Consider the following 26,758-nt stretch of genomic DNA (forward strand, 5'->3'; position numbering starts at 1 on the left):
GTTTAAATTGGGAGTTTCTCTTCTCAAACGATCGGCTGGTGATCACATGGAGCAAAGGTCACTTGGGATCTATATCTCGGTCGTTCTAATCTCGTTTCTCATACTTGCGGGGGCTTACACATTTTCCCACAGTACACTGGATCGGAGTCAACCGCAGACCCACGTATATTTGGGGAACGATTCCCAAAAAGTTTTGGTCTACGTCACCCGTGTCGTCGATGGGGATACCGCCTGGGTTCGCTTTCCAAACGGCACAGAAGAAAAAGTGAGGTTCCTTGGAGTGGATACCCCTGAGACGGAAGAGGACAGAAACAGGCCCAACGAGTACGACCACATAACGGATCTTAGATGTCTAACGATATGGGGTTTAAAGGCCGAGCAGTTCACGAAAGAGATAATCGAGCATAAGCAGGTCTATCTTGTTTTCGATCCGATCTCCCCGAGGAGGGGCTACTACGGGAGGCTCTTGGCATACATCTATCTCACGAACGGCACCGATTTCACTGCCGAACTCGTGAAAGAGGGCTATGCGCGGGTCTACGTTGAGGGGACCTTTGAGAAAAAGGAGGCGTACCTGGAGTATCAAAAGGAGGCTATGAAGAAGGGGTTGGGGCTCTGGGGAGCCTGCGGTTAGACCTTCGCCCAGTAGTCCTTCTCATCCACCATCGCCCTTATCATCTCGTCCTCGTCCCTGAACATCGTTCTTCTCGATGGGTTCTGCATGCCGTAGAACTCCATGAACGGGCTCGGACGCCTCTTGAAAGGGTAGTAAAGGTATATCGCCGCAAGCGTCCTGTAAGCTTCTGCCATCTCGCTTATAACGCCCGCCGAAACGCCCTCTGCGTAGTGATAGACAGCTATCGCCCTGCTGACATCGACGAGGTTGAAATCTCTCTCGACGAGCTGTCTCCTAAGTATTTCAGTCGCCTGCTCTATGTCTTCCCTCTCCAGTTCATCGACCTCGTTCCCGTCGAGGAGGTGCTTTATCCTGATCCTCCTCACGTCCGGGTTCTTGGCGACTTGGTTGTCGTATTCAGCGACGACCCACCAGTCGTCGAGAGCCCCGGGGTCGAGAACCGTGAAGTGCTCGCTCAGCTTGTCGTAGAATCCCCTGACGCGGTGGTAGTACTCCTCCTCATGACCGGTCATCGGGTAGCTGAGGTAAACGAGTGGCTTCTCCTTCTCCCGGAAGATTAAGTCAAGGAAGACCTCAGGGGGATGCCTTATGCCGAACTGTAGAACGTAGCGAACGTTTACCCCCTCCTTCTTGAGCTCGTGGACGAGGGTCTTCACGTGGTTTATCGCGTCTTCGCGCCACATGACGAGGGTTGTAAGCTTTATGTTGTCGGGATCGTTGCCGAAGCGCTCGAACCACTCAGGGTCGTTGATTATCCTCCTCCTGACCGAGAGCACGTCGTCGAGGACTATTATCACCCGGTCAGGTTTGAGGAGCTTGAGGTTGCTGAGGGTGAAGCCTATGACGCTCCCGCTTCCCCACCGGAAGAGGCTCGGCGTTGATACGAGATGGAACTTCCTATCGCTTCCGTCTATCTCCTTCCGTATCCTCTCGAAGGCCTCATCGCGAATCTCGTTCATAAGATCCTGATGGTTTATCGCGAAGTCGAGGACGTTCTTCCGGGTTATCTTCACCCCGCGTTCCTTTCCGACCTCACGCAGGTATTCAAAGACGTGGTAATAGGCGTAGCTCTCCCCGCTGGCCTTTTCAAGGGCCTCACTGAGGTATTCATCGCGCCCGTTTAGTGGCGGGCCGGTTAGGAGTATTACCTCCCCCTCCACGATTTCACCCCCAGAACCCTATTCCCGAAAACCTATTAACGTTTCCCCCCTTTCTTCATCGGTGGTGGTTGTGGAACAGGCCGATAGAGAAGAGCTCACCATCATCCGGAAGTTCGAGCACATAGAGCACTGCCTGAAGCGGAACGTTCAGGCCCACGTGAGCAACGGTTTTGAGGATGTGCACTTCGTCCACATGAGCCTGCCCGAGATTGACAAGGATGAAATTGACTTAAGCGTCGAATTCCTTGGGAGAAAGTTCGACTATCCGATTTTTATAGCGGGAATGACCGGCGGGACCAAGGGCTCCCAGCTGGCCGGAAGGATAAACAAGACCTTAGCTAAAGCCGCGCAGGAGCTCAACATACCGATGGGCGTCGGCAGTCAGAGGGCAATGATAAGGAAGCCGGAAACCTGGGAGAGCTACTACGTCCGCGACGTTGCGCCCGACGTATTCCTCGTCGGCAACCTTGGGGCACCGCAGTTCTCCGAAACTATCCCGGAGCGCTACGGCATAGAAGAGGCATTGAAGGCCGTTGAAACGATTCAGGCGGACGCTTTGGCCATACACATGAATCCCCTGCAGGAGAGCGTCCAGCCCGAGGGTGACACTCAGTACAGGGGCGTTCTGAAGGCCCTGGCGGAGCTCAAGGCAGAGTTTCCCTATCCGATAATAGCGAAGGAGACCGGAGCGGGGGTTTCCAAGGAGGTCGCGGTCAGGCTTGAGAGCATCGGAATTGATGCGATAGACGTGGGCGGCCTCGGTGGGACTAGCTGGAGTGCCGTCGAATACTACCGTGCGAAGGACGAGATGGGCAGGAACCTAGCGCTCCGCTTCTGGGACTGGGGGATTAAGACCGCCATAAGCGTCGCTGAGGTTAGATATTCGACCGAGCTGCCGATTATAGCAACGGGTGGAATGCGCGACGGGATAACGATGGCCAAAGCTCTTGCGATGGGCGCGACCTTCGCTGGTGTTGCTTTACCCCTTCTAAAGCCTGCAGTAAAGGGCGATGTTGAGGGCGTCATTAAGATACTGAGGCGCTACATCGAGGAGATAAGGAATGCCATGTTCCTCGTCGGTGCCAAAAACGTCGAGGAGCTGAGGAGGGTTCCTCTTGTCATAACAGGCTTCACGAGGGAGTGGCTGGAGCAAAGAATTGATTTGAGGGAGTATCTAAGGAGCAGGTGATTTTTCCTTCTCCAATGCACACCTTTTTAAACCCCTGCCCGCAACTGAGAACAACGCAGCCCCGTGCCTCATGAGAGGCTCGGGGACGGGAGGCGGAAACATGATACGGATTTATACCATCAGCGGCTACGAGGAAGTAGGTAAAAATATGACCGCCGTCGGCTACTCCGATGGCAAAAAGGAAGAGATCGTTATAATCGACGTTGGAATAAGACTCGACCGCGTTCTCATCCATGAGGACGTTAACATCCAGGAGTTCCCCACCAAAGAGCTCCAGAGGCTTGGGGCGATTCCCGACGATTCTATTATACGGAACAAGCGCGTCGTTGCCATAGCCTTAACTCACGGACACTTGGATCACATCGGGGCGATAGGGAAGATAGCGCCCCACTACCCTGACGTTCCCGTTTACGGAACCCCCTACACGATAAAGCTTGCCAAGAGCGAAGTTAAGAGCGAGAAGTATTTCGACGTAAAAAATCCCATGTACGAGACGGAATTCGGTGAAATAGTGCAGGTAAGCGAGAACCTCGCGATAGAGTTCGTCCGCTCAACTCATTCAATCCCTCAGGCGGCTATGGTGGTCGTTCACACGCCGGACGGTGCCGTCGTCCACACCGGCGACTTCAAGTTCGATAACAACAACCCCCTGGGTGAGAGACCCGACTACAAGCGCCTTAAAGAACTTGGCAAAGAGGGCGTTAAAGTCCTCATACCTGAATCAACTCGCGTTGGAGAGCCGACGAAGACTCCAAGCGAGGCAGTTGCACAGATGCTCCTTGAGGACTTCTTCCTCTACGAGGGGATGGAAGCTGATGGGCTCATAGCGACGACTTTCGCAAGTCACATCGCCCGACTTCAGGAGCTAATCTGGATAGCCAACAGGATGGGCAGGCAGGCCGTCTTCATAGGTCGCTCCCTGGCCAAGTACACAGGGATAGCGAAGCAGCTCGGACTTATAAAGATGAAGGGATCCAGGGTTCTCAGGAGCCCCACTGCAATAAAGAAGGTTCTCGCAGAGGTCTCGCAGGCGAGGGAGAACTACCTACTCATCGTCACCGGCCATCAGGGCGAACCGGGAGCTGTGCTAACGCGGATGGCAAACGGAGAGCTCTACGACATTGGAAAGCGCGACACGGTAGTGTTTTCGGCCGGAACGATACCGAATCCCCTCAACAGGGCCCAGCGTTACATCCTCGAAACCAAACTCCGGATGAAGGGCGTGAGAATGATCAAGGACATGCACGTTTCAGGCCACGCGAGCAGGGAGGATCACCGCTACCTCATAAGGATGCTTAACCCGGAGAACATCGTTCCTGCCCACGGCGAGTTTCAGATGCTCACACAGTACGCGGAGCTGGCCGAAGAGGAGGGCTACCTCATTGGCAGGGACGTCTTCGTTTCGAGGAACGGCTACACCGTCGAGATTGAATGAAAGGCCAAAAAACTGATAAAGGTTTTCGTCCTTTTTCCCTTCAGCTTTAGATTCAGGTGGGGTGGTAACATGACTGACTACAATGAACTCTTCACGCGGATCAGAAAACTAGCAGGGGATGTCGATAAAATTATCCTCGAACTCGTTCCCGAAAAAGAACCAAAGACCCTTTACGATGCCGCCAGGCACTATCCCCTCGCCGGTGGCAAGAGGGTTCGCCCCTTCGTCGTTCTGCGGGCAACGGAGGCCGTCGGTGGCGACCCAGAGAAAGCCCTATACCCAGCGGCCGCCGTCGAGTTCATCCACAACTATTCGCTGGTTCACGACGACATAATGGATATGGACGAACTTCGCAGGGGAAGGCCAACCGTCCACAAGGTTTGGGGAATTAACATGGCCATCTTGGCTGGCGACTTACTGTTCTCAAAGGCCTTCGAGGCGGTAGCTAAGGCCAAAGTAGACCCAGATAAGAAGGCGAGAATCCTTGAGGTTCTCGTGAAGACCTCCAATGAGCTCTGCGAGGGTCAGGCTTTGGACATAGAGTTTGAGACGAGGGACGAGGTAACGGTTGACGAGTACCTCAAGATGATTAGCGGAAAGACAGGGGCGCTCTTCGACGGCTCGGCAACGATAGGTGCAATCGTCGGGACTGACAATGAGGAGTACATCCAAGCCCTCTCGAAGTGGGGAAGGAACGTGGGAATCGCCTTCCAGATATGGGACGACGTGCTCGATTTAATAGCCGACGAGAAGAAGCTCGGAAAGCCCGTCGGGAGCGACATAAGGAAGGGCAAGAAGACGCTCATAGTCAGCCACTTCTTCCAGAACGCAAGCGAGGATGATAAGGCCGAATTCCTCAAAGTCTTCGGCAAATATGCAGGAGACGCCAAGGGCGACGCGCTCATTCACGACGAGAGGGTAAAGGAAGAAGTCGAGAGAGCCATCGAGCTTCTGAAGAAGTACGGCAGCATCGACTACGCCGCTCAGTACGCCAAGGACCTCGTGAAGGAAGCCAATGAGGCGTTAAAGGTTCTCCCTGAGAGCGAGGCTAGGAGAGATTTGGAGCTTCTGGCTGAGTTCTTAGTTGAGAGGGAGTTCTGATCTTGTCCTTATTTTTGTACTGGAGTTAATGGACGAGTGAGAGTGCCCTTCAGCTTCTTCTCGGGTAGTGGGATACGATCAAGTCCCGGTTTCTCTTCGCTGGTTTACTGTGGTTACTATGTATAAGAAAAATTTATAAACACTTAAACCAGTGGTTCAACGTAAAACAATATTGGGGGTGAGCCTATGAACTGGAAGTTTTTAATTGCAATCTCTTTGGGGTTGTTGATAATAGGATTAGGCCACGCTGGTGCGCTGAGTTCCCCCGATTCTAAACCAGCTCCGTCACTTCCACCGCACAAGGAAAAGCCCAGTCCAACTCCTCCTAGGATAGGGGGAGGAATCGTAGTAAAAACATTCACCGGTTCCTCTAGCATAGCCCAGGCCAAGAGCTTTCTGAACCAGTATTGGGGCAAGCTAACCCTCCGGCTGAACCTCAACGAGTTTCAGAACGTTACTTTTGTTGGGATAGCACTGCGCCCCCTGCCCTCAGGAGCGTATGCGCCGCTGTACTACTTCGGACGGGTAGGGGAGTGCCCCGCTGACCTTCTCAAGAGGGCCTTTTACACAGAGCTCAGCGCCTTTGAGAACATCCCCCTTGAGGTTAAGGGATCCCTCGCTGACGAACCCGGGAGGAACTGGAAGTACATAGGTGCCGTCAGGTCGATAAGGACATCTAGGGAGATAAGAGTAACAACGAGCATATGGACCGAGGAAAAAGCCACCGTTTACAACGAGTTCGGGGCCGAGTTTTGGGTGACCTATGGAACCAGCGGGCAGTACGTTTACTACGCCTACCTGAGCCATGAGGGTAAGGTCCCCACGAAAGCATCTGGAAATCTTAAGGTTGCGGTGAAGAATGTTACAGAGAGCGTAAAGGTGCTCAACTCGAAGGATGCGTTCATTGGAGTCGGAAGTTTCAGGCCAGAGGGTAGCGGCTCAACATCTCACTCCACTGTTACTTGGGGTCTGAACGTTGGCTTTGGGGTTGATAGCACTGGGAGGCCCCTGCCAAACGCCCAGGCAGGCTTTACCGAGAGCCACTCCACGGCCCTGAGCTTCAAATGGTACACCGACGATGTGGATCCAAACTCGGAGGTGCATTTCAACTTCTACGATCTTGAGGAGAGAGGATTTATATTCAGCCATCCGGCATGGGGGAAGATATTCATTGCCCATCCCGCGGTTGTGGTTCACGTTGATCCGGGAGTTACGTTCCACTTGGCGAAATTGAAACTCAAGGCAGAGGCCCTCTTCCACTATGGGGCAGTCATCGATTCCCCCTTCAGCGGAACCTACATAACGAGGCATGACGTCGAGGCTCCGCCAATTGAGTTTACGGTTGAGATGTACCCATGGTTCATAAACGAACCTTGAGCTCAGCAAGCTCAGCGCTTTGCACTCAGCCATCCCACTGGGGGATGCTCTGCCCCTATCTTCCACTTTTCGTAGACTTCATCCCACTTCCTCAAAAGCTCGGCGCGCTTTTCCTCGTCCTCTATCCGTGCCACGTACTCGCGAGGAATATATGCGAGGTAGTGTGGCAACTTAGGCTCGAAGGTCCCGCTCCTGATTATTCTACCACCGGCCCGCTCAACGAGCGCCTTGAGCTTCTCAATCGTCGGGTAATGAAGGTCGGACGCGGAAGCGTTCGAGCATTTCAACGTGGAGCCCATCAGAAGGTAAGGGTGGTTCGTTCCGGCGCGGGATTTTTGAAAGGACGTCTTTTTTGAAAGTTTCCTCGCTAACGGGCATGGAAAACACCAAAAAAGGCCTTCTATTTAAGGTGTTTTCGGAGAAAAGGTCTTATAAGTTGGGGAAAAATTAATGGTAGATTTGAAAACTTTGTATTTTGCGGTATTTATATCCACCACAGCAATATTGCTACTACAATTGCTTCTAAGAGGAATATTCCCTCGAGAACAAAAATGAACTTGCGACCTTGTCCATAGAATGTTGGTGGATCTCTACGCTTGATTATTCCCTCTACGAATTCACAATGGTCTTTTTTCAGTCCATCGTAGTACCGGGGAGGATATAACTTTAAATCCTCGTTACTGAGACCCAATCTTACTCTAAGCCTGTTCATCGTATACGCTTTATCTAAGAACCTTCTGTAACGATATTCGAATATATGGACAGTGTAGTAAGTTATAGGGATGCTTAGAATTGGTATTAAAAGAGAAACAAATACTATAATCATCTTGGGCAGAACGGCATTTCCTGAGTCATGCTGGAGGTATGGAATTGAGAATTGATAAACTAAGTAGTTGTATGCTATTAACAAGAACCCCATAACCGTTAAGTACATTCTTATCGTTTCCCATTGCCAGTCTATGTTAGCTAGCATCTCCCTAGAAGTGACGTCCCATTCTTTTAGAAGTATCTCCTGGCTAGGTACCCTTTCATCCATAAACACACATTGAGTGAAAATTTTTATAACCTTTTCGTTGGCATGTTATGGAGTTACAAGAAAGAGTTGTGAAAAAGGTAAGAGAAGATTTAACTAGCTCTCACTCCACAAACACAGCAGGCTTCAGCGGCATCGCCTGCCTCTTCTTTCCTCCCTTATCTTCTTCGGGGTTGATTATCAGCTCGACGCCGAGCTCCTTCTCTATGAAGTCCTTGGCTTCCCTCAGCGCCTTCTCTTCGTCTATGCGCTTGACCTCGAAGGCCCTCTCCTTTATAAGGCGCTGTATCAGCTTGCTTATCTCCTTGCCGTGCTCCCTCATCTCCGGGTCCTTCATCAGCTCTGCCATCGCCGACTTGAAATCCCTCTTCTCGGCAACGACCTCAACGACCTTCCACTTCCACTCAGGGGCTGTATAAACGTAGACCCTCTCCGCCTTCTCTATCTTAGCAACGCGGATTATCTCCTTGACGTCCTCGATGAAGGCCTTGACGAACTCTTCCTCCGCTTCAACAGTCTCGTCCCACCACTCGGGGACTGGCTCTGGCCACTTCGCCAGGCTCACGAAGCTCTCTCCGCCCAGCTTCTCCCAGAGCTCCTCGCTGATGTGTGGCGTGAAGGGCGCCATGAGCCTGACCCAGACGTCGGCGAGCTTTCTAAGGACGAAGCGCTTTGCCTCGTCGTTCCTGCCCTCGGTTCTGCGCATGTACCAGCGCAGGTCGTTGAGAACGGTGTAGAACGCCCACTGGACGGCGGTCCTCGTCCTGAACTCCTCAAGGGCCTTGGTGGTTCCCTCGATGGCCTTGTTGAGCCTGTGGAGCATCCAGCGGTCAATGGCTTTGAGCTCGACGCCCTCTTTGGCTTCATAGCTTGAGAACTCACTTATCAGCTCGTAGAAGCGCTCGACCTGCCTGCGGAGCTTTCCGACCTCCTTCCTGCGCCAGTCGAAGTCGCTGTCGTGCTCAGCAAGGCCCATTATGTAGAGCCTCACAACATCCGCCCCGTTCTCCTCGATTGCATCTATGAAGTTCAGCACGTTGCCCTTGCTCTTGCTCATCTTCTGACCCTCGAGCGTTCCAAAGCCGTTCACAGCTATGCCCTTGGGCCAGTGTTCGCGCCTGAATATCGCCACGTGGTTGAAGATGAAGAACGTCAGGTGGTTCGGGATGAGGTCTTTGGCTGAACAGCGCCAGTCGAGCGGATACCAGTACTCGAACTCCTCCTTCATCTCGTGGATTATCTCGGCTGGAATCCCAGTCTTCTCGGCAAGCTCTTTCTCCTTCTCCTCGCTGAAGTCCTCACGGAAGATGTAGTCGAAGAACTCCCTCGTGAGCTTCTCGGGGTCGAGTCTGCCCTCCTCGCGGAGCTTATTTATGTGCCTGCTTATCGTGTAGTAGGCCATGTAGATTGTCGAGTCGCTCAGGCTCTCGATGACCCACTCCGGGTCCCAGGGCAGGGGCGTTCCAAGGCCGACCTTCCTCGCGCAGGCCTTCTTGTCGAGCCAGTCTATTACAGCCTCGAACTGCGCGCGCCTGCTCTCGGGATAAATCGTCATTCTGGCGAGCGCTTCCCTCGCCTTCTCCTTCCACTCGGGGTTACCATAGTCTATGAACCACTGGTCGTGGATTATCTTGATGACGGCCTGGTTGCCGAAGCGCGAGATAACGGGCTTCTCCGCGAACTCGTACATTATCTCCGCTATTCCCTTCTCCTGGAGCTCCTTGGCTATGAGCTCTTTGACCTCCTGGACGGGCTTGCCTTTGTAGGGCTCAACCTTGAAGATTCCCTTGTGGTACTCTGCCTTGTAGATGTTCTTGGTGGCCTCTTCGAGCTTTTCCCTGTCCCTCTGGCTCTTCACGCCAAGCCTCTCTGCTTCCTCAACTGCCGGGAACTCGCCGTAGCCCTCAAGCTCTATCAGCGAGATGTAGGTGATGTCCTCTAAGACGCGCGGGTCTATGTCGAACTTGAGGAGCAGTTCGGTTTCCTTCTTCAGGTCTTCGAGGGCTATGTGGTCAAAGGGAGCATGCGCTGGAACGCTCATGACTACTCCCGTCGCGTTGTCCGGGTCAACGAACTCCGCGGGCAGGATAATGACCTCGTCGCCCGTTACTGGGTTCTTCACGTATTTTCCTATGAGCTTCTCGCCCTTGAACTCCTCGATGACCTCTATCTCTCTGTCCTGGAAGGAGAGCTTGTAGGCCGCTTCTTTGCTGATTATCCAGGTCTCTTCCCTATTCCCGCGCTTGACCTTTGCCTTGACGTAGGTAGCGTTGGGGTTGAGCCACATGTTGGTTACTCCATAGACGGTCTCCGGTCTGAGCGTCGCCGCCGGAAGGTAGATTTTCTCGCCGTTCTCTTCTAAGATGAACTTGATGATGACGTACTCAAGAATCTGGACGTCTTCGCCTTCCATTATGTCGTGGTCGCCGAGGGGAGTTCCTACTACCGGGTCCCAGCGGACGCGGTGGGCACCCTTAACGACTAGCCCCATGTCCTTGAGCGTCCAGAACTGCCACTCCACGAACTTGCTGAAGGGCGGGAAGAGACTGGTAGTGTGGAACTCGCGCGTCCAGTCAACTGAAAAACCTGCCCTGATGAACGTCTCCTTCGCGGCCTTCATGAAGTACTTGACGATTTCCTTCGGGTCCTCGAACTTCCAGAGAATATCCTCGGGCACCTTGTAGACGTCGCGGTAGATGTGTATGGTTTTGGGGTCGCGGTTCTTTATGCGCTCTGCTATGCCCACTATCGGAGCCCCTGTGATGTGCCAGGCCATTGGAAACAGCACGTTGTAGCCCTGCATGCGCTTAAAGCGCGCTATGACGTCGGGAATCGTGTAGGTTCTCGCGTGGCCGACGTGGAGGTGGCCTGAAAGGTACGGGAAGGCGACGGTGATGTAGAACTTCTTCTCCTTGGGCTTCGCCTTCCTGTCGGGCTCGAAAACCCTCTCCTCAAGCCAGCGCTTCTGCCACTTCTCCTCAATGGCCTTGAAGTCTACTTTCATGTCCAAACCTCCTCAAGGTTTTTCCAAAAGAGCGGGAGTCCAGAATAGGGGGGTTATCGGTAAAATCAGACACCGATGTGATTCCAGCGGAGAAGACACTCCCCCCTCATCGGCATCGGTGCGAGTAACGGCTTTGGGTATTTAAGGTTTTTGGAGAAAAAAGAGAAAATCAGAGGTTCCTGACTATGAAATCCTCAACCTCGTGGAGCAGCTTGAGGCCGAGCTCTATGTGAACCTTTGCGCTTGGGTCTCTTCTCTTGGCCAATTCAAAACCAGCTCTGAATTCCTGAGCTGCCGCCTTTAGCTTGATCTCAGCTCCTCTTGTATTGATGCCTTTACGCTTGAGTTTTTCCAGGCCCTTGGTTGCCTCTTTGAGCCGCTCCCGAATTTCCTTCCCAAACGCCCTGAGATCTTTGAGCTTTTCCTTGATTTTCTTCTCCCTGGCTTTCTTTAGGACATGTTTAACGGTAATTTGAAACTCCCTGATGGTCTTCCTCTCCTCGAACAGGAGTGTCACTGCCCCAGTGTAGTTGCCTGCCTCGCTCATCTCCTTGACTCTGTCGTAGAGCTCCTCGAAGTTTGATAGCCTTTCCTGGAGTAGTGTCACGTTGTGGGCAGTGCCGTTGATGTGGGCGAGTACGTTTTCCATGAAGGTAATGGCCTTCTGGCCCCTCTTCAGGAACCCGTTTACTATCTTTTCGGCGTTCGTGTAGGCCAGACCTTCCCTGAGCTGTTTAAGCTCTTCGTCAAGTTTCATCCTGAGATCCTTTGCCGCTTTGAGATCTTCCTCGGCCTTTGTAAAATTCCTCTCCTTAAGATCCAGCATCACGAGTTTGTATGCCTCCCTGGTCTCGTTGAAAAGCTCCCAAGCGGGAGTGGTGTTCATTCCTGCCTGATCACACTTGATTATTATCCTCCTCGCGTTCCTGAGGTAATCCTCTACGCGCTCAACTGAAACCCTGACCCGCTCCCTGAACTGCCTCATGCTCCGGAGAACAATCTTATACTGGTGCATCGCCAATATTCCTTCCGTAACTGCTTCGGGGTAGTCCCCACTCCTGTAAGCTTCCTCCATTCTTACCCGGTATTCCTCGGCGAGCCGGTACCTCTCCATTATGTTTGCGTTTTCGGGCAGGCTCATGTTCTCCAACACGGACGTCATGTTGTGGAGGCGCTCAACTATCGAAACTATCCTATGGGCCAGCTCCTCTTCTGGCGTTGTGTTCGTTGGGCTCTGTTCTGTTATCGCTGGGGTAGGGGAGGTGGTGCTTGCCGAGCCAAGCCCTAAGGGCACTATAGACAGTACCAACACCACCGAGAGGAGGAGGGCCGTCCACCGTCTCATGGGCATCACCGTTGAGAACTGCGTTGAACTCCTATTTTAGGAACCCGGTGGAGAACGTTTGAAACGAGGGTTCCAAAACATTAAAGACCCGTGAGAGGGATTTTCTAGTTTTGAGAGGAATATCCTGGCGATCTTGAAAATAGGAACTTTAAGAAACGGATAAGACGGAATCAAAGAAGGATAAGCTCCCTGTCGGATCTGGTCAACCTCCGGCCCCTGCCGTCCACAACGGCCACGTCATCCTCTATTCTAACGCCTCCCAGCCCTGGAACGTAGATGCCCGGTTCGATCGTAAAAGTCATACCCTCTCCGAGCACAACGTCGCCATCAGGGCCTATGTACGGCTCCTCGTGCACCTCAAGGCCAAGTCCATGACCGGTTCTGTGGGGAAAGTATTCACCGTAACCAGCTTTGCTGATCGCTTCTCTCGCCGCAGAGTCAACTTCCCTTGCCATTACTCCCTCCCTGACGGTTCGGAACGCCTTTTCCTGGGCTTCCCTAACGGTCTCGTATATCTCGACGAGCCTTTCATTGGGTTTGCCGATGGCTATCGTTCTCGTTATGTCAGAGCAGTAACCCCTCCATCTGGCCCCGTAGTCGAGTATCACCATATCGCCTTTTCTCAGCTTCCTCTCCCCCGGCTCATGGTGAGGATTTGCGGCATTCTCACCGCTCGCCACTATTGGTTCGAAGGAAATCCCGTCCGACAGCTCCCTTATCCTCAGCTCGATCTTTAAGGCAAGCTCCCTCTCACTTATCCCGAGTAGGTCCCAAGTTAAGAGCTCATCGAAAACCCTGTCCACGACCTTTGCGGCGTGCTCCATTAGTTTGATTTCCTTCTCATCCTTCCTCATTCTGAGCTCCCTAATGACCTGACTCAGCGGATGTAGCTCAAAGCGGCCGTTCCCCAGCTTGAGAATGTTTATCAACCAGTCTGCCCTCATGGTGTTTTCAACGAGCAACCTGCCGCCAGAAAGTTTCAGCTCGCCGAATATCCACGAAAGCTTGTGATATGGGTTTTCCCCATCACTCCAGAAAGTGACTGGGAAGTTCGAGATCTGGTTCCTGTACATGGCCGGGGCGAGGAGGTGGTAGGCACCGTCCGAACTGATGACGAGGAGTGTCGGTCTCTCACCAGTTTCGTGAAGGTTGAAGCCAGTCAGATAGTAAAAGTTCGCCCCCGGGCTTACTATTGCCCCATCGAACCCGGCATTTTCCATTTCTAAGATGAATCTCTCAAGTCTCAAAGTCATCACCGGAGGGGGTAGCCGCCTGGAATTAAAAACGTTCCGCGAGCCTGTGCACGATGTAACCGAGGATTATCCCTGTGAGCGCGTCCCAAACCCAGTGCTCAGCCAGAAGAACTGTGGAAACTGGAGTCAACACAGGAATTAAAGCCAGCAGCATAGAGAGTTTATCCTTTCTCCTCACGAGTGCCAAGAAGCTCAAGGTATCGATAGTGCAGTGGGGAGATGGGAGAACGAACTCTGGCCTCGCTTGCCATCCCGGAGGTGGGTACTCCCTAGGCAAGTCAGTATAAACAAGGTGGGGCGGATAGACGTGTGCTATAACGAATATAACACTCATGATCAGAAACGCCAGAAGGTAGCCCTTCCCGAGTTTTTCCGCTTCCCCAGGGTCACGGATGAGAAGGTAGAGGGCCGTTCCAAGCATGATCCCAGTGAAACCCATCCTGTATAAGGTGTCCATCAGGAGATAAAGTGCTCCGTGGGACTCAGTCCAGAGAAGCAGCTTGAGGACGAAGTCGTGAGAAGTTCCGGGAAGCTTCAGCAACAGATCAGTGTAGTTGACGCTCCAGCGGCCAAGCGCCGGATAGATCAAACTGTAGAGATTCCAGTAGGCGTAAGCAAGAATGATGAGGAACATCGCCCTGAGTCTCGGGGTGCCCTTTTTGTTGAGGAAAGTTTCCTTCCCGAACATGTTTTTCACAGCTGTGAAGAGACCGCAAGATTTATAAATTCACCCAATGTTCCCTACATTGGGTCGAGCCGCCGTAGCTTAGTTGGTAGAGCGCCGGACTGTTAATCCGGCGGTCCCCGGTTCGAATCCGGGCGGCGGCGCCATCAGTGGGCCCGTAGCTCAGCCTGGTCAGAGCGCGCGGCTCATAACCGCGTGGTCGGGGGTTCAAAGCCCCCCGGGCCCACCAGTACAAACTTTTCTCGATGAGAAATTTGATCAAAATGGCATAGCCTTTAAAACAGCTATCCTTGGTTTTGGTTGCTCTTAATTGGCTTGTTTCACTATTTTCACTATTGAGATTAAACCCCGAGATTAAACCCTGCCGAGAATCTCCCCTTCAACCTCCGAATCACTCAGGAGAACAAGAACGAGAGCAGAGAGGAAGAAAAGAGCAGCACCTTGGGGCAGAACACCGAGCATCATCCAGAGTATCGAGAAAATGAGATCGACAAAGGATAAATACTTTCCCAACCCTATGCTCCATTCCTTCCCGCTGTAAATCCCCCACCCGAGGAGGGCGTGGATCCCACCAACGAAAACAGCCCCGACCAACTGCAGGGGATACTCCATTGAGAGAACCCCTATTCCAACGAAGTAGAGGGCCATAAGAGAAAAAGACATCATGACGGCCGTTTTTGGCCGGGGGAGGAGCTTCATGGTATCACCTCACAGTTTCCCAGCCATCATTAGAATGCCTACTAAGATGAAAAATGCCCCCGCCCCCTTGTGTATTACCTCCTGAGGCAGGAGTTCACCCAGCTTCTCACCCACAACGGCTCCGAGGAAATTGATCAGTGCCAGCCCTATTATCGCCCCGGCAAATGCCTTCCTCCACCCGTACTTGGTTGCAAAGGCCATAGTTGCCAGCTGGGTTTTATCTCCGAGCTCCGCCAGAAATACCATCACGGAAATGTAAATTAGAGGATCCAAAGGGCTCACCTCACAGCTTTTCAAGGGCCCTTCTCATTCTCTCCATAGCCTCGATCAGCTGTTCTTTTTTCGTTGCGTAGCTTATCCTGATCCATCCCTCGCCGTGTTTTCCAAATGCTGTTCCCGGGATTACCACGACGCCCGCGTTCTCAAGGAGCCACTCGGCAAAGTCCTCGCTGCTCATATCAAGCTCGGGATCTATCTTTGCCCACACATAAAAGGCTCCCTTTGGCCTGAAGGGCTCAATGTGCGGCATTTCGTTCAGGTAGCGAAGAGTCAGTTTCCTTCTCTCGGCGTATATCTTTCTCATGTTTTCGACTGCTTCCCAGCTCCTCTTGTCCCTCAGGGCTGTTATGCCCGCGATCTGGATAAATGAGGTAACGTTTCCAATAATGTACGCATGAAGCTTTATCATATCCTTAATGACCTGTGGGGGAGCTATGGCGAAGCCCAGTCTCCATCCAGTCATAGCGAACGTCTTGGAAAAGCTGTTCGCAAGTATTGTGTTGTCCGGGGCATACTTTATCATCGGATAGTGCCGCGCCCCCTCATAGAGAAAGTGCTCATAGGGTTCGTCGCTGAGGATATAGATGTTGTAATCCTCCGCTATTTGAGCTATGGCCTTTGCAGTCTCCTTATCGAGGGTCGCACCAGTTGGGTTGTTTGGGTAGTTTATGACTATCATTCTTGTGCGCTTGGTTATCAGTTCAACGAGCTCGTCGGGGTCGATTCTAAAGCGGTTCTCCTCACGCAGGGGAATACGGATTATCCCAGCCTCCGATATCTTTGCGTCCTCAACGTAGCAAACGAAAGCGGGATCTGGAATTATGACATCGTCGCCCTCCTCGAGAAGGGATTCGAAGGCAAGATATGTCGCTTCGTAGGCGCCGGCGGTGACTAGAATACTATCAACATCGACGTCTATCTTGTAAAACTCGCGATAATACTCGGCTATGGCCTCCCTGAACTCTGGGATACCTGCGTTGGGAGTATAGTGGGTATAACCCTCATCGAGAGCTCTTTTGGCGGCCTCCTTTATGACTTCGGGTGTGTCAAAATCGGGCTCGCCGATTCCGAGTGAGATAACGTTTTCCATCTTTCTTGCCTTTTCGAAGAGCTCCCTGATCTTCGATCTCTGTATGAGATTGATCCTGCCAGCCAGGAAGTATTTTCTTTTCTTGTATTTCATGGAGATATCACCCCGGCATTCGAAGTCGAAACGGGCTCCTTATAAAGTTTAAGGGGTTTTGTTTCAGAGCGCTTCCACCAAGGCGGATTTCTCCATCAGGGGTTTCAGCTTCTCTGGATCGCAGTGAACTGGGTTTGCCTTTCTCAATCCCAGCTCCTTGAGTTTTAATTCGGGATCCCCTCCATCAAATATGACCAAGTAGTTGAGGCCCTCCTTTATTCCATTCTCTTTGATCGCGTCCTTTATCTGGAGCCTTCCCGAGAGCCTGAGCAACAACTCTCCCCCAAGGGTCTTTGCACGGTTCGTTCCCCTTTGAAAAGCTCTCAAAGCCAGTACAGCAGCGTGCACAACGGCCTCATAGCAGGGAGCGCTAACGATCTGCACGTCTCCTCCAATCTTGGGGACGATCTTTTCAGCCTCCCTCACTTTCACTGCTATTACCTCGAAACCCCCCATTGTCCTCCCCCGCCATCCATACGGGGCTCCACTTATAACGGTTGTCGCCTCCAGCTGAGGGTATCCAAAATATTTATTGTATTTCTAAATTTTTTCTAAATTTTTTCGTGATTTTTAATATGTCAATATTATTAACAAGGCGCAAAGTATTTAACTACTTAAAGCACTAACTAAAGTAGCGACCCACTGCCATGGGTGGTACAGCGTATGACAAAGATGCGCATCATAAGCGTTCAAGTGCCCCAGAGTTTTGTTAACGCCATGGACCAGCTCGTCAGACGCGGTGTTTACCCCAACAGAAGCGAGGTTATCAGAGCCGCACTCAGGGAGTTCCTCAAAAAAGAAATGAGCACCGAGCTACAAGGGGACGAGGTTCCTGAATATATAATCAAATAACTCCGGAGAGGGGGTAAGGAATATGGTGTTTAAGCTCCTGGAGCAGGCCGGAATAAAACTGGACCTTGATGAGGGCAAGGAAGTGGAGAAAAAAGCGGACTTTTTTGGCGAGGATTTTGACGACTTCATCAAAATAGCCATCGTTGGTGTTGGTGGTTCAGGTAACAACACTATAACCAGACTCTATGAGCTCGGAGTTGAGGGGGCCGAGCTTATAGCCATGAACACCGACGCCCAGCATTTGGCGAGGGTGAAGGCCCATAAAAAGCTCCTTCTTGGAAGGGAGATAACTCACGGAAAGGGTTCCGGCGGAGACCCAAGGATAGGATACAAAGCCGCCGAAGCAAGCGCCCACGAGATAGCAAAGACAGTTGGCGACGTGGATCTCGTCTTCATAACGGCTGGGATGGGTAACGGAACCGGTACCGGTGCTGCCCCTGTCGTGGCAAAGGTAATAAAGGAACACGCTAGGAACAGCGGGCGCTTCCGTGAGCCCTTGGTTGTAAGCGTTGTAACGTTTCCCTTCAAGACCGAGGGAACGGTTCGCCTCGAAAAGGCCCGCGCCGGGATTAAGGCTCTCCTCCAGTACTCGGACACTGTGATAATCATCGAGAACGACAAGCTCCTTAAACTCGTCCCCAACCTGCCGATAAGCGCAGCCTTCCGCTTCGCCGATGAGATAATAGCCAGAATGGTCAAAGGGATAACCGAAACGATAAAGCTTCCGTCCATGGTGAACATTGATTTCGCCGACGTTTACAGCGTTATGAAGGACGGTGGGGCTGCACTCATAGGTATAGGGGAGAGCGACTCTAAGAAGAGGGCCGTTGAGGCCGTCAAGGCTGCCCTCGAGAACAAGATGCTCGATGTCAAGTTCGGTAGCGGTAACAAAGCACTTGTCCACTTTACCGTCGGTCCTGACGTGAACCTCGGTGAGATCAACGAGGCGATGGAAGTTGTGTACAACAACCTCGGAGCCAAGTCCGAGATCAAGTGGGGTGCCCGCGTCGATGAGGACATGGGTAAAGTGGTCAGGGCAATGGTAATAATGACCGGCGTTGAAAGCCCACACATACTGGGTGGTGAGACTGCATTAATAGCAAAGTCGGACTCAGTTGTAATCCCCGAGCCTGAGCCGTTCCCCTTCGCGGAGAAATCGAAGTCCTCGAAAGACCTCTACGCCATAATCGCGGGCAAAGAGAAGCCCTCTGCCAAGATCGATGACGAGCGCAAGAAGATCATTGAAAAGATACTCTCCGGCATCGACGAGTTTTGATCAATTCTTTTATTTAATTGCATAAGGTTTTTATCTTTTGAATTCCAAACCTGACCGGTTAAACTTAGAGAGCGGGTGGTAGTATGGCCGTTGTAATCAGTGTGGCCAACCAGAAGGGAGGAGTTGGAAAGACGACCCTCACCATGAACCTCGGCTACGGCCTCGCAAGGGCCGGTAAAAGGGTTCTTCTCATCGACGTTGATCCACAGTTCAACCTCACTTTCGGCCTTATCGGCATGGACGTCCTCAAGTACGGGAACAACAACGTTGGAACCCTGATGAGCCGGGAGAGCAGCGTTGAAGATGCGATAGTCGAAGTGACTCCAAACCTGCATCTCATACCGAGCCACCTCAACCTCTCGGCCAAGGAAATCGAGATAATTAACGCCTACAACCGCGAAAGACGGCTTGTAAAGGCGATAGCGCCGGTTCTACCCGACTACGACTATGTTCTAATAGACAATCCTCCGAGCATGGGCATCTTTCTCGTGAACTCCCTCACAGCCTCTGACTACGTTCTCATTCCCCTCGAGCTCAGCTACTTTGGCGTCATTGGGATGCAGCTCATGTTCAACCTCATGGCAATGATAAGGGAGGAAACGAACGAAAACCTAACGCTAATGGGTCTAGTGCCCAACAAGTTTACCCGCCAGACCAAGGTGCCCCAAATGAGGCTCAAGGAACTCAAGGAAGCCTATCCCGACGCGCCAATCCTCACAACGATCCCCAAAGCGATAGCCCTCGAGAAAGCCCAAGGGGAGGGCCTTAGCATATTTGATTACGAACCAGACGGGCGTGCCGCCCGGGCCTTTGAGAAGCTGACCGAAGAGGTGATTTCAATTGCCGAGGGAGAGTAAAATTCCCAAACTGTTTTCCGGTTCGGTTGATGACCTGACAAAACCTTCCAAGCCTAAAAAACAGAAGGAGAGGTCAGATCTCAAATCCCAGAAAAAGCAGAAAACCCTCTACATAAGCCTTGACATAAATCGGAAGCTGATAGAGCTCTACGGGGAGGAAGGCAGGAGACAGAGCATAATAGTTGAAGATGCCGTCAACCTCTACTACTACCTCCGCCTCGCCCTCGGAGAGAAGAAATTCGAAGAGCTCATGAGCGCCGTTAGAAGGGAGGATCCTGACTTTCTCAGGGAGTACATGGAGAAGTTCCGGCTTTAATCACTCGCAGAACTCTTCGACTATTCTCCTTATTATTTTGGTGGTCTTTGCCCTGTCGCTTTTGTAGAGGTAAGGAACCCTTATCACCTCCGCCTCTATCCCGTGCCTCTTCAGCTCCTCCTTGAGCTTCTCGCAGTTGAAGTTCTGATCGGGGCCAATGGCTATCACGTCTGGGTTTATGCGCCTGACGAGCTCAAAGTCTATCCCGCCCGGGGAGCCGATGTAAACCTCGTCTACGTATCTTATCGCCCTCAAAAGCTCGGCCCTGTCCTCAGCGGGGTTTATTGGATTCCTCCGCTTGTTCCTCCTAACAGTCTCATCGTGGGCAACTATGACTACCAGCTCGTCGCCAAGCTCTTTAGCCTGCTTCAAAAAGTGAACGTGACCGACGTGGAGGATGTCAAAGACGCCACCGACAAGAACGCGGATTTTCCTGCCCTTTGATGGCCCACTCATCTCATCCCACCGTGACGTTCCAGATTTTATCCTTGGCGTGGTGGATGTTCTTCACTGCCTTGCCCTTGGGCTTCTCCTTCATCGCCCTGCCGCCCATCAGGGCTATTCCGATGGCGAGGGGCCTTCCGTACTGCTCTTCAACGACGAAGACGAAGTCGCCCTCCTTGATGTTCTCATCGGCATCAACTATGCCCGCGGCCATGACGTCGGCGCCGTTGATGATGTAGGGAACCGCCCCCTCATCAACCACAACGCGTCTCGGCCACTTCCTCAAATCCTCTTCGTTGGAGAGCTCGTAGAGCGCTATGACGAGCGGGAAGATCAGGCCCCTTCTCCGTATGAAGAAGGGCTTTCCGTTGACAAGGAGGATTTCTGTGGTCTTGTCGAATTCAGCGACTTCAACGCGGTCCTTCTTGCTCAGCATCTTCCCGGCTATCTCCTCGCCAAAAATCTCGGCCATCTCGCGGATTATGGCCTTTACCTCCTTCTTGCTGAGGGGGTGCTTGACCTTCAGCTCCACGCTTTCACCTCCTCGTAAATTCGTCTCGCGCTTTCCCTCGGGTTATCGCTCGCGTAAATCGAACGACCCACAATGATGTAGTCCGCACCCGCCTTTAAAACCTCGCCCACCTTTCCACCCTGAGCACCGACGCCGGGGGTTATTACCTTAATCCCCGGCTTCAGCTTTGAGCGGATGTAACTCACGCGCTCCGGCCTTGTTGCCGGGGCTATAACACCGAAGGGCTCAAGCTGGTTGGCTAACTCTATCAGGCCGTCAGTCACAGGTTGAATGAACTCTCTTGCCCCCGGATGGCTCATCTCGACGACGATTATCGTCTTCCCAAGCTCCATAACCGCCCTAACGCTGTCGCTCCCGACGAAGCCGTGCGCTATGATGTAGTCTGAGCCAGCCTCGAAGACTTTGGAAGCTATCAGTCTGTTGGTGTTGGGAATGTCGGCGAGCTTGAGGTCGGCTATAACCGGAAGGCCTGTCTCTTCTTTGAGTTCTGGGATTATGCCCAGCCCAGAACCGATGAGGAGGGGCCAGTTCACCTTAATCGCCCAGAGGTAATCAGCTGTCTCGCGGGCTATCTCAAGGGCTCTCTCGCGCTCGTAGACGTCCAGAGCAAGAATTAAACTGCTCATCCCGTCACCTCACGAGTCCCTTGAGCTGTTCTGGGATTAGATCCTCCTTGAGAAAGAGGGCAACGTGATAGGCGCTTTTCATCGCATCGGCTGGATTCTCAGCCCACGTGACGACGACCATGTCCCCCTCTTCCGGCTTGAGAGCCGAGAGTCTTTCTGCAAGCTCAGGCATAGTCTCCCTTAGAGGACGACCGTCCTCAGGGAAGACAACCTCTCCGTTTTTAACGACGAGTATCATGGCGCCCTTGGCGAAGAACCTTATTGCCTCGTCCCTGAGTTCAATGCTTTTAAACTCCGGAGGATTCTTCACGATGATGGCGTAGGCGGGAAAGCCCTCGACTTTGCCCACCCTACAGACTTCAGAAAAGTGTTTCTCCAGCTCCTTCCCAAGTTCCCTGCCCCTCTCGCTCAGACTGTGTCCCCGCTGCGTTGATTGAATAAGTCCCAGTGATGAAAGTTTTCTCAGAATTGTTCTCACGCTTCCCTCCCCAAGACCGAGCAGCTCGGCCATGAACTTTCGTCCAACGGGTTCTTTCAAAAGGAACAGCGCGGCTATAATATCCTCAAGGCTGAACTCAGGATACGCTCCCCTCTTCCAGCTCATCCTCACCCACCGAGAAAAGTAGGAAAAGGGGGTTAAAAGTTTGCCGTCAGAGCCACCTCGGCTTCAGCCCGGCCCAGATGCGCATCTTCTCGTGGGCAATGATGCGCGGGATGTTGGGCATCTCCTTCGGTCCGGGGTTCTTCATGTAGAAGGCGTTGACCTCATAAACGGTTCCGAAGGCCTTCTTCTCGACGGCAATCTTTCCGAGCCTGACGAGGTCGACGAGCAGACCTGCCAAAGCAGGGCTGTCGTTTATCCTGCCTGTGATGACGAGTTCGTCGTGGGCGCCGTTGAATGAGACGTACTCGATGTGCATGGCGATGAACTTCTTGTCGCCGAGCGGCTCGAGGAAGCCGGTCGGCTTGATGTAGTGCGGGGCGTCGTAACCGAGGAGGTCCTTGACGATGGAGCTCTTGGTGAACTCCTTGCTCTTGTTGCGCTCCTTGTCGGTGAGAGCCAGGAAGTCCTGGTTTCCGCCGATGTTGAACTGAGCGATGTCGAGGACGTAGCGGTTCCTCTGGGCGAGGTGCGCGAGGACGTCGGCGGTAAGCGGGGTGGCACCGGTGGCACCGTCGTCGCCGAAGATAACGAGGTTGCTCTCCTTAGCGAGCTCGACGAAGGCCGGGTCGTTGGCTATAAGCGTTGGAATCGCGTTGACGAATGCTGCACCACCGACCTCCTTGGCGTACTTGGCGGCGGCATAGACGTAGACCTGAGTGGCCGTAACCCTGTCCTTCCTGTCCTCGGCAATGGCCTTCTCGAGCTCCTCCTTCTTCTCGAAGGGGACGAAGGCCTCGGTGGTGCAGACGTTAACGAAGACGTCTGGCTTAAGCTCCTTCCACTCGCTGACGAGGTGCTCAACGGCCTCGCTGAGGGTCATTTCATCGTCAAGACCGGTAGCCTCGAGCGGGAGGTTCCTGAGGCTTCCAAGGTGTATTCCCTTCCTGACGGTGATTCCCTTGAGGCTCTCCGGGGCCTCGGGGTCATAGGCCTTGACGACCTCGTAGAGGTCCTTTCCGACCTTGGCCTTGTCAACGTCGTAGGAACCAACGATTTCGATGTCCTTAATCTTAATCGGGAGCTCGTCCGCCAGCGGGACGCCGTAGGGCTCCATCTTTCCAGCCTTTATCTTCTCAAGACCGCTCGCGAATACGCTTGCAACGTATCCCTGGCCGAGTATAACAACCCTGACCATTTCACCCACCTCCTTTTTGCTGTTTCCAAAATATTTTATGGTGGTTAAATAGTTTTTGGTTGAAAATATACCACCTACTTTAAAGTCTAAGTGGGGAGCGCTTAATGTTCCCAAAGGTTTATAAGAAGCTTGATTCTAAAACAACAATGCGGGGTTATTCCGCTTTCTAAAATAAGCCCTCCGGGCCTTTGGGCTCGCTTTTGAAACCTTGGAGGGTGGTAGCCATGAGGGCAGGAGCACTGTGGTTGGTTGCACTGGTTATCTTTGGAGTGGTCGCCAGCGGTTGCATAGGCGGCGAGGAAGCGAAAACTTCTCAGACCGAGGTTCAGCTTACGGGCGACTTCACCAAGGACGTTGTAGAAATAGGGAAGGTTCTGGAGCAGAACGGTGTTAAAGAAGTCAAGTTCTCTGTCTGGGGTTCCGGTGATCCTAACAGCGTCATGAGGGTTTATGGAATAGTGGAGGCCGCAAGGAGAATAAACAAAATCTGGGCCGACAACGGAATCAACGTCAAGGTAGTGATAACCGACACCCACTACGTCGCCTCCTTCCAGGATGCCTACAAGGAGTACCTCAGCAAGCAGCCCCTCGGGCAGGCCGGGGACTTCTTCGTGAACAGTTACGCCTTCCTGCCGACGCTGGCGGACGAGGGCTACATACTCGACATAACCGACTACGCCAAAGCCTATCAGAGCGTTATCGACGACTTCTATCCGTCCCTGATTGAGGCCTCCAAGTTCAACGGAAAACTCTACGGCCTACCGCAGGACACGGAGGCGAGGCCACTCTACATAAGGAAGGACGTGGCCCAGAAGATAGGGTTTGACCTCAACGGCCTCGATGAGAAGGTGAAGAACGGCGAGTTCACCTGGAGCGACGTCTATTACTGGGCCAAGAAGGCCAAAGACGAGGGCGCCGCCGAGTGGGGCCTCATCCACAGGAAGGGCTCGGCTCACCCCGACCTGATACAGTTCATCTTCGCCTTCGGTGGAAAGCTCTACGACCCAAACACCGGAAAGCTGGTTCTCGACGTTCCCGCTGTATATAAGTGGCTCTACGTTGAGTGGAAGTTTGCCCGCGATGGCCTCCTTCCTGAGGACATAATGAGTTGGGACTGGGCCAAGCAGATACACCCGACGGTCGTCGAGGGCAGAACCCTATTCGATATAGGCGGAACCTGGTACTGGACAGAGTGGCAGACCAAGCAGTACTACGCCAAGGAGGGAACACCGAGGGGCCTGAAACCAGAGGAGGTAAAGGACTGGTTCTACTACACCCTCTTCCCCGCTGGAGAGAAGGGTAAGGAGCCGGTAACCCTCAGCCAGCCCTTCGTCTGGATGATAAACTCCAAGGCCGGCCAGCAGAACCCCAAGTACGACGAGCTCAAAGACGTTTACCACAAGCTCGCCTTCCTGATGCTCATCAAGGCCAGCGACCCTGATATAAACGCCATACACAGCGTCATCTCCGCCCACCTGCCAGTGAGAAAGGATGCTGCTAAGCTGATCAAGGACGAGAAGTGGCTCAACGATCTGAAGAACCTTAACCTTGACCTCGATCAAAAGGTTAAGGACAACATCCGGGACATCGTGAAGGCAACGGTCAATCCGATAAACGCCCAGTTCCTGGCGGACGTCAGTTACATGCTCGAATACACCCACTTCGCTCCGGCCCATCCGAAGTACCCAGCACTGGCAGATATCTTCAAGGAAGCGGTGGACAAGGCCATTCGTGGCGAGATGACTCCGGAGGAGGCTGTCAATTACATAATCCAGAAGGTCAAGGCCGATCCCGAGCTCGCCCAGAACGTCGAGATCAAGGGTGAAATACCCAAGGACTGGAAGTTCCCGCAGGAATGAGGTGGTGACATGGACAGGCGCAAGCTCAGGGAGCTTTCCTTCTTTCTTTCTCCAATGCTTCTGATGGTGTTCCTGTTCTATCTGATTCCCCTAGTTATGACCGTTTACATAAGCATGACGCGCATGAGGAACTGGAACGTTGAGAGGTATCTCACTGACTTTGTGGGCCTTTACAATTACCACAGGCTCTTCTATATGTTCCAGCACGATCCGACCTTTAAGGCTGTAATCATGACAACGGTCGTGTTCGTTGGAATCACGCTCTTGATAAACGTTTTCGGGGGTTTACTCCTTTCTCTCGCCATATTTTTCATAGAGGAAAGACCGGCCTCCTTCTATAGACTTCTCTGGCTCCTCCCCAGGATGTCGCCGATAGCAGTGTACAGCCTCGTCTGGTACTACTTCTTCCACGGCAGCGAGATTGGAACGTTGAACTCATTCCTCATGCACCTCGGGTTAATCTCTCAGCCCATTCCCTGGGGCCAGATTATCCCTTGGGGGGCTTGGAGTGTAATAATATTCGTGAACGGTTTGGTGGGTGTGAGTTTTGGAATGATCGTCTTCACCTCGGCCTTGAATCAGATACCCAGGGAACTTATTATAGCCGCGAGGGTCGATGGTGCTTCCTCTTGGCAGATATCGAGGAAAATCCTAATCCCCATGATGAGATGGCACCTCCTCTATGTTTTCACGTGGCAGTTCCTTAGCCTGCTGACGACGTACCCCCACCTTTTCCTGCTCGTTGAGTGGGACCTTGTCAACAGGGACTACGGAACAACCTTAGCGCTCTACGTCTTCAACACCGCCTTTGGCATGGGCGAGCAGGATCAGGGGCTTGCGGCCGCCGCCGCGGTAATACTATCGATAATCGGGATCCTCGGCGGTCTCGTGACGCTAAAGGTTCTCAAGTTCGAGAGGATGATGAAGAAACCAAGGGGTGATTTCTGATGAAAGACGTTGAGACGAGACCCAGAAGGTACGGGCTGGTTATAGTGCTCGCCCTCCTGCTCGCGAGCCTGCCACTTCTCGGCGCCTTCTCCCTGCTCGTCCTTTCGAGCTTTAGTAATCAAATGGTCACAGACCTAAGTCCTGGTTCATTTCATCCAACGCTGGAGAACTGGATAAACCTCTTTCACGGTAAAATCGCAACGACCGGTGGAATAAGGGTCAACATATGGCGCATAGCCCTCAACACCCTCATCGTCGCTATGGGTGTTTCCCTCGTCGTGACGGGGATTAGCGCCCTCGCCGGTTACTCCCTCTCAAGGATGGACTTCAGGGGGAGGAAGACCATGATGGTTCTCCTCCTCCTTTTGCACGCCTTCCCGGGCGTGGCCCTGATCGTGGGCGTTTACCTGCTCTATCGCCTGACTTTCCCAGCTAGCACGACCGCAGTGGGGCTGTACTCATTCGTTTACGTTATACTGGCCCGGGCTGCCCTTGAGGTTCCCATGTCCACATGGCTCATGAAGGGCTTCTTTGACACTATTCCCTGGGAGTTCGAGTGGTCCGGGATAATCGACGGGGCTTCGAGGATAACCGTCTGGAGGAAGATAATGCTCCCCCTGATCAAGCCGGGTATCCTGGCAGTTGCTCTCTTCGCGTTCTTGGCCGGCTGGCAGGACATAATCTACGTAAGAACCTTCCTCATCGACCCCACACTGGCGACGTTCATAGAGTCCAACATAGAGGCCGAGTACTCCCACATGCCCCTCATAGCGGCCGCCGGGACGTTCTACCTCCTCCCCACGATAATATTCTTCATAACCGCCCAGCAGCTCCTCCTCCAGGGCTACTCGGGTGGAATAAAGGGCTGA

The 26,758-nt window shown here is 52.8% G+C and carries 28 protein-coding genes and 2 tRNA genes; 14 read left to right on the top strand and 16 right to left on the bottom strand.

The annotated features are described in order from the left end of the window. Positions 1-46 precede the first annotated feature (46 nt). Positions 47-634: a thermonuclease family protein gene (locus tag TGAM_RS09225; RefSeq protein ID WP_015859435.1), complete on the top strand. Its 588-nt coding sequence runs from the start codon at positions 47-49 to the stop codon at positions 632-634. Here TGAM_RS09225 and TGAM_RS09230 read toward each other — a convergent pair. Then, complete coding sequence (locus TGAM_RS09230) at positions 631-1,797, bottom strand: P-loop NTPase family protein (RefSeq protein WP_015859436.1); 1,167 nt, start codon at positions 1,795-1,797, stop codon at positions 631-633. The genes TGAM_RS09225 and TGAM_RS09230 overlap by 4 nt on opposite strands. A 70-nt stretch (positions 1,798-1,867) precedes the next feature. Here TGAM_RS09230 and fni point away from each other — a divergent pair, with 70 nt between their 5' ends. The 4 genes from fni to TGAM_RS09250 all read left to right on the top strand — a co-directional run bounded on the left by fni (position 1,868) and on the right by TGAM_RS09250 (position 6,899). Beyond that, positions 1,868-2,986, top strand: coding sequence for a type 2 isopentenyl-diphosphate Delta-isomerase (gene fni, locus TGAM_RS09235; RefSeq protein ID WP_048811322.1), 1,119 nt, complete (start codon positions 1,868-1,870; stop codon positions 2,984-2,986). Between the two features lie 100 nt (positions 2,987-3,086). Next, positions 3,087-4,421, top strand: coding sequence for an RNase J family beta-CASP ribonuclease (locus TGAM_RS09240; protein ID WP_048811323.1), 1,335 nt, complete (start codon positions 3,087-3,089; stop codon positions 4,419-4,421). A gap of 69 nt (positions 4,422-4,490) precedes the next feature. Beyond that, positions 4,491-5,522: a polyprenyl synthetase family protein gene (locus TGAM_RS09245; RefSeq protein WP_015859439.1), complete on the top strand. Its 1,032-nt coding sequence runs from the start codon at positions 4,491-4,493 to the stop codon at positions 5,520-5,522. A 186-nt stretch (positions 5,523-5,708) separates the two neighbouring features. Then, the gene (locus TGAM_RS09250; RefSeq protein WP_015859440.1) at positions 5,709-6,899 is read left to right on the top strand and encodes a hypothetical protein; all 1,191 of its coding nucleotides are present in this window, start codon (positions 5,709-5,711) and stop codon (positions 6,897-6,899) included. Between the two features lie 11 nt (positions 6,900-6,910). Here the strand turns inward: TGAM_RS09250 and TGAM_RS09255 are convergent, their stop codons facing one another. The 6 genes from TGAM_RS09255 to TGAM_RS09280 form a co-directional block, all read right to left on the bottom strand. Then, positions 6,911-7,186, bottom strand: coding sequence for a hypothetical protein (locus TGAM_RS09255; protein WP_238516208.1), 276 nt, complete (start codon positions 7,184-7,186; stop codon positions 6,911-6,913). Positions 7,187-7,383: 197 nt separating this feature from the next. Beyond that, positions 7,384-7,935, bottom strand: coding sequence for a hypothetical protein (locus TGAM_RS09260; RefSeq protein ID WP_048811324.1), 552 nt, complete (start codon positions 7,933-7,935; stop codon positions 7,384-7,386). 100 nt (positions 7,936-8,035) lie between these two features. Continuing rightward, the gene (leuS, locus tag TGAM_RS09265; RefSeq protein WP_048811325.1) at positions 8,036-10,936 is read right to left on the bottom strand and encodes a leucine--tRNA ligase; all 2,901 of its coding nucleotides are present in this window, start codon (positions 10,934-10,936) and stop codon (positions 8,036-8,038) included. A 169-nt stretch (positions 10,937-11,105) separates the two neighbouring features. Next, positions 11,106-12,287 carry a hypothetical protein gene (locus tag TGAM_RS09270; RefSeq protein ID WP_238516209.1) on the bottom strand — a complete coding sequence of 394 codons (1,182 nt, stop codon included), beginning with the start codon at positions 12,285-12,287 and terminating at the stop codon, positions 11,106-11,108. Between the two features lie 164 nt (positions 12,288-12,451). Then, complete coding sequence (locus TGAM_RS09275; protein ID WP_015859445.1) at positions 12,452-13,528, bottom strand: M24 family metallopeptidase; 1,077 nt, start codon at positions 13,526-13,528, stop codon at positions 12,452-12,454. A 31-nt stretch (positions 13,529-13,559) separates the two neighbouring features. Further along, a complete protein-coding gene (locus TGAM_RS09280; protein WP_048811326.1) occupies positions 13,560-14,222 on the bottom strand; it encodes a phosphatase PAP2 family protein in 663 nt (220 codons plus the stop codon). Positions 14,223-14,289: 67 nt separating this feature from the next. Here TGAM_RS09280 and TGAM_RS09285 point away from each other — a divergent pair. Both TGAM_RS09285 and TGAM_RS09290 read left to right on the top strand, forming a co-directional pair. After that, positions 14,290-14,365, top strand: a tRNA-Asn gene (locus TGAM_RS09285). Between the two features lie 5 nt (positions 14,366-14,370). Continuing rightward, positions 14,371-14,448 (top strand) — tRNA-Ile (locus TGAM_RS09290). Between the two features lie 125 nt (positions 14,449-14,573). Here TGAM_RS09290 and TGAM_RS09295 read toward each other — a convergent pair. The 4 genes from TGAM_RS09295 to cgi121 all read right to left on the bottom strand — a co-directional run bounded on the left by TGAM_RS09295 (position 14,574) and on the right by cgi121 (position 16,836). Beyond that, positions 14,574-14,918: a hypothetical protein gene (locus TGAM_RS09295; protein ID WP_015859447.1), complete on the bottom strand. Its 345-nt coding sequence runs from the start codon at positions 14,916-14,918 to the stop codon at positions 14,574-14,576. Between the two features lie 9 nt (positions 14,919-14,927). Next, positions 14,928-15,191 (bottom strand): TMEM165/GDT1 family protein, encoded by a 264-nt coding sequence (locus tag TGAM_RS09300; RefSeq protein WP_015859448.1) that lies wholly within the window; start codon positions 15,189-15,191, stop codon positions 14,928-14,930. A 10-nt stretch (positions 15,192-15,201) separates the two neighbouring features. Next, on the bottom strand, positions 15,202-16,380 hold the full coding sequence (locus TGAM_RS09305) for a pyridoxal phosphate-dependent aminotransferase (protein WP_015859449.1): 1,179 nt from the start codon (positions 16,378-16,380) through the stop codon (positions 15,202-15,204). 63 nt (positions 16,381-16,443) lie between these two features. Continuing rightward, positions 16,444-16,836, bottom strand: a complete 393-nt coding sequence (cgi121, locus tag TGAM_RS09310; protein ID WP_015859450.1) for a KEOPS complex subunit Cgi121 — start codon at positions 16,834-16,836, stop codon at positions 16,444-16,446. A 207-nt stretch (positions 16,837-17,043) separates the two neighbouring features. On the opposite strand from cgi121, the gene TGAM_RS09315 reads away from it, so the two are divergent. From TGAM_RS09315 to TGAM_RS09330, 4 genes are all read left to right on the top strand, one after another. Further along, positions 17,044-17,232: a ribbon-helix-helix domain-containing protein gene (locus tag TGAM_RS09315; RefSeq protein ID WP_015859451.1), complete on the top strand. Its 189-nt coding sequence runs from the start codon at positions 17,044-17,046 to the stop codon at positions 17,230-17,232. 22 nt (positions 17,233-17,254) lie between these two features. Beyond that, positions 17,255-18,508 carry a cell division protein FtsZ gene (ftsZ, locus tag TGAM_RS09320; RefSeq protein ID WP_015859452.1) on the top strand — a complete coding sequence of 418 codons (1,254 nt, stop codon included), beginning with the start codon at positions 17,255-17,257 and terminating at the stop codon, positions 18,506-18,508. An 83-nt stretch (positions 18,509-18,591) separates the two neighbouring features. Beyond that, positions 18,592-19,365, top strand: coding sequence for a ParA family protein (locus tag TGAM_RS09325; RefSeq protein WP_015859453.1), 774 nt, complete (start codon positions 18,592-18,594; stop codon positions 19,363-19,365). Next, complete coding sequence (locus TGAM_RS09330) at positions 19,349-19,681, top strand: hypothetical protein (RefSeq protein ID WP_015859454.1); 333 nt, start codon at positions 19,349-19,351, stop codon at positions 19,679-19,681. The genes TGAM_RS09325 and TGAM_RS09330 overlap by 17 nt, the downstream gene beginning before the upstream one ends. Here the strand turns inward: TGAM_RS09330 and TGAM_RS09335 are convergent, their stop codons facing one another. Genes TGAM_RS09335 through TGAM_RS09355 form a run of 5 tightly spaced genes read right to left on the bottom strand, consistent with a single transcriptional unit; the run spans position 19,682 to position 23,082 of the window. Then, entirely contained in the window at positions 19,682-20,137 is a 456-nt protein-coding gene (locus TGAM_RS09335; protein WP_015859455.1) for an adenylyltransferase/cytidyltransferase family protein, read from the bottom strand. Between the two features lies 1 nt (position 20,138). Beyond that, positions 20,139-20,657 carry an RNA-binding protein gene (locus TGAM_RS09340; protein WP_015859456.1) on the bottom strand — a complete coding sequence of 173 codons (519 nt, stop codon included), beginning with the start codon at positions 20,655-20,657 and terminating at the stop codon, positions 20,139-20,141. Continuing rightward, entirely contained in the window at positions 20,648-21,283 is a 636-nt protein-coding gene (pyrF, locus tag TGAM_RS09345; protein ID WP_015859457.1) for an orotidine-5'-phosphate decarboxylase, read from the bottom strand. Before pyrF ends, TGAM_RS09340 begins: the two co-directional genes overlap by 10 nt. 4 nt (positions 21,284-21,287) lie before the next feature. After that, positions 21,288-21,887, bottom strand: a complete 600-nt coding sequence (locus TGAM_RS09350; protein WP_015859458.1) for a DUF4443 domain-containing protein — start codon at positions 21,885-21,887, stop codon at positions 21,288-21,290. A gap of 46 nt (positions 21,888-21,933) precedes the next feature. Continuing rightward, positions 21,934-23,082 carry an inositol-3-phosphate synthase gene (locus tag TGAM_RS09355; RefSeq protein ID WP_015859459.1) on the bottom strand — a complete coding sequence of 383 codons (1,149 nt, stop codon included), beginning with the start codon at positions 23,080-23,082 and terminating at the stop codon, positions 21,934-21,936. A 224-nt stretch (positions 23,083-23,306) separates the two neighbouring features. Here TGAM_RS09355 and TGAM_RS09360 point away from each other — a divergent pair, with 224 nt between their 5' ends. From TGAM_RS09360 to TGAM_RS09370, 3 genes are read left to right on the top strand one after another with little or no spacing between them, the layout of a single operon-like run. Next, the gene (locus TGAM_RS09360; protein WP_015859460.1) at positions 23,307-24,941 is read left to right on the top strand and encodes a type 2 periplasmic-binding domain-containing protein; all 1,635 of its coding nucleotides are present in this window, start codon (positions 23,307-23,309) and stop codon (positions 24,939-24,941) included. Between the two features lie 9 nt (positions 24,942-24,950). Next, entirely contained in the window at positions 24,951-25,889 is a 939-nt protein-coding gene (locus TGAM_RS09365; protein WP_015859461.1) for a carbohydrate ABC transporter permease, read from the top strand. Continuing rightward, positions 25,889-26,758, top strand: a complete 870-nt coding sequence (locus TGAM_RS09370; RefSeq protein ID WP_015859462.1) for a carbohydrate ABC transporter permease — start codon at positions 25,889-25,891, stop codon at positions 26,756-26,758. Before TGAM_RS09365 ends, TGAM_RS09370 begins: the two co-directional genes overlap by 1 nt.

It is taken from the genome of Thermococcus gammatolerans EJ3 (assembly GCF_000022365.1).
Classification (GTDB): domain Archaea; phylum Methanobacteriota_B; class Thermococci; order Thermococcales; family Thermococcaceae; genus Thermococcus; species Thermococcus gammatolerans.

What these genes read in the sequence shown, in the direction of transcription:
- TGAM_RS09225 (WP_015859435.1), top strand. Translation starts at nt 47, where the DNA reads ATGGAGCAAAGGTCACTTGGGATCTATATCTCGGTCGTTCTAATCTCG.
- TGAM_RS09240 (WP_048811323.1), top strand. Translation starts at nt 3,087, where the DNA reads ATGATACGGATTTATACCATCAGCGGCTACGAGGAAGTAGGTAAAAAT.
- TGAM_RS09245 (WP_015859439.1), top strand. Translation starts at nt 4,491, where the DNA reads ATGACTGACTACAATGAACTCTTCACGCGGATCAGAAAACTAGCAGGG.
- TGAM_RS09250 (WP_015859440.1), top strand. Translation starts at nt 5,709, where the DNA reads ATGAACTGGAAGTTTTTAATTGCAATCTCTTTGGGGTTGTTGATAATA.
- TGAM_RS09260 (WP_048811324.1), bottom strand. Translation starts at nt 7,935, where the DNA reads ATGGATGAAAGGGTACCTAGCCAGGAGATACTTCTAAAAGAATGGGAC.
- leuS (WP_048811325.1), bottom strand. Translation starts at nt 10,936, where the DNA reads ATGAAAGTAGACTTCAAGGCCATTGAGGAGAAGTGGCAGAAGCGCTGG.
- TGAM_RS09270 (WP_238516209.1), bottom strand. Translation starts at nt 12,287, where the DNA reads ATGCCCATGAGACGGTGGACGGCCCTCCTCCTCTCGGTGGTGTTGGTA.
- TGAM_RS09280 (WP_048811326.1), bottom strand. Translation starts at nt 14,222, where the DNA reads ATGTTCGGGAAGGAAACTTTCCTCAACAAAAAGGGCACCCCGAGACTC.
- TGAM_RS09295 (WP_015859447.1), bottom strand. Translation starts at nt 14,918, where the DNA reads ATGAAGCTCCTCCCCCGGCCAAAAACGGCCGTCATGATGTCTTTTTCT.
- TGAM_RS09305 (WP_015859449.1), bottom strand. Translation starts at nt 16,380, where the DNA reads ATGAAATACAAGAAAAGAAAATACTTCCTGGCTGGCAGGATCAATCTC.
- cgi121 (WP_015859450.1), bottom strand. Translation starts at nt 16,836, where the DNA reads ATGGGGGGTTTCGAGGTAATAGCAGTGAAAGTGAGGGAGGCTGAAAAG.
- TGAM_RS09315 (WP_015859451.1), top strand. Translation starts at nt 17,044, where the DNA reads ATGACAAAGATGCGCATCATAAGCGTTCAAGTGCCCCAGAGTTTTGTT.
- ftsZ (WP_015859452.1), top strand. Translation starts at nt 17,255, where the DNA reads ATGGTGTTTAAGCTCCTGGAGCAGGCCGGAATAAAACTGGACCTTGAT.
- TGAM_RS09325 (WP_015859453.1), top strand. Translation starts at nt 18,592, where the DNA reads ATGGCCGTTGTAATCAGTGTGGCCAACCAGAAGGGAGGAGTTGGAAAG.
- TGAM_RS09335 (WP_015859455.1), bottom strand. Translation starts at nt 20,137, where the DNA reads ATGAGTGGGCCATCAAAGGGCAGGAAAATCCGCGTTCTTGTCGGTGGC.
- pyrF (WP_015859457.1), bottom strand. Translation starts at nt 21,283, where the DNA reads ATGAGCAGTTTAATTCTTGCTCTGGACGTCTACGAGCGCGAGAGAGCC.
- TGAM_RS09350 (WP_015859458.1), bottom strand. Translation starts at nt 21,887, where the DNA reads ATGAGCTGGAAGAGGGGAGCGTATCCTGAGTTCAGCCTTGAGGATATT.
- TGAM_RS09355 (WP_015859459.1), bottom strand. Translation starts at nt 23,082, where the DNA reads ATGGTCAGGGTTGTTATACTCGGCCAGGGATACGTTGCAAGCGTATTC.
- TGAM_RS09360 (WP_015859460.1), top strand. Translation starts at nt 23,307, where the DNA reads ATGAGGGCAGGAGCACTGTGGTTGGTTGCACTGGTTATCTTTGGAGTG.
- TGAM_RS09365 (WP_015859461.1), top strand. Translation starts at nt 24,951, where the DNA reads ATGGACAGGCGCAAGCTCAGGGAGCTTTCCTTCTTTCTTTCTCCAATG.
- TGAM_RS09370 (WP_015859462.1), top strand. Translation starts at nt 25,889, where the DNA reads ATGAAAGACGTTGAGACGAGACCCAGAAGGTACGGGCTGGTTATAGTG.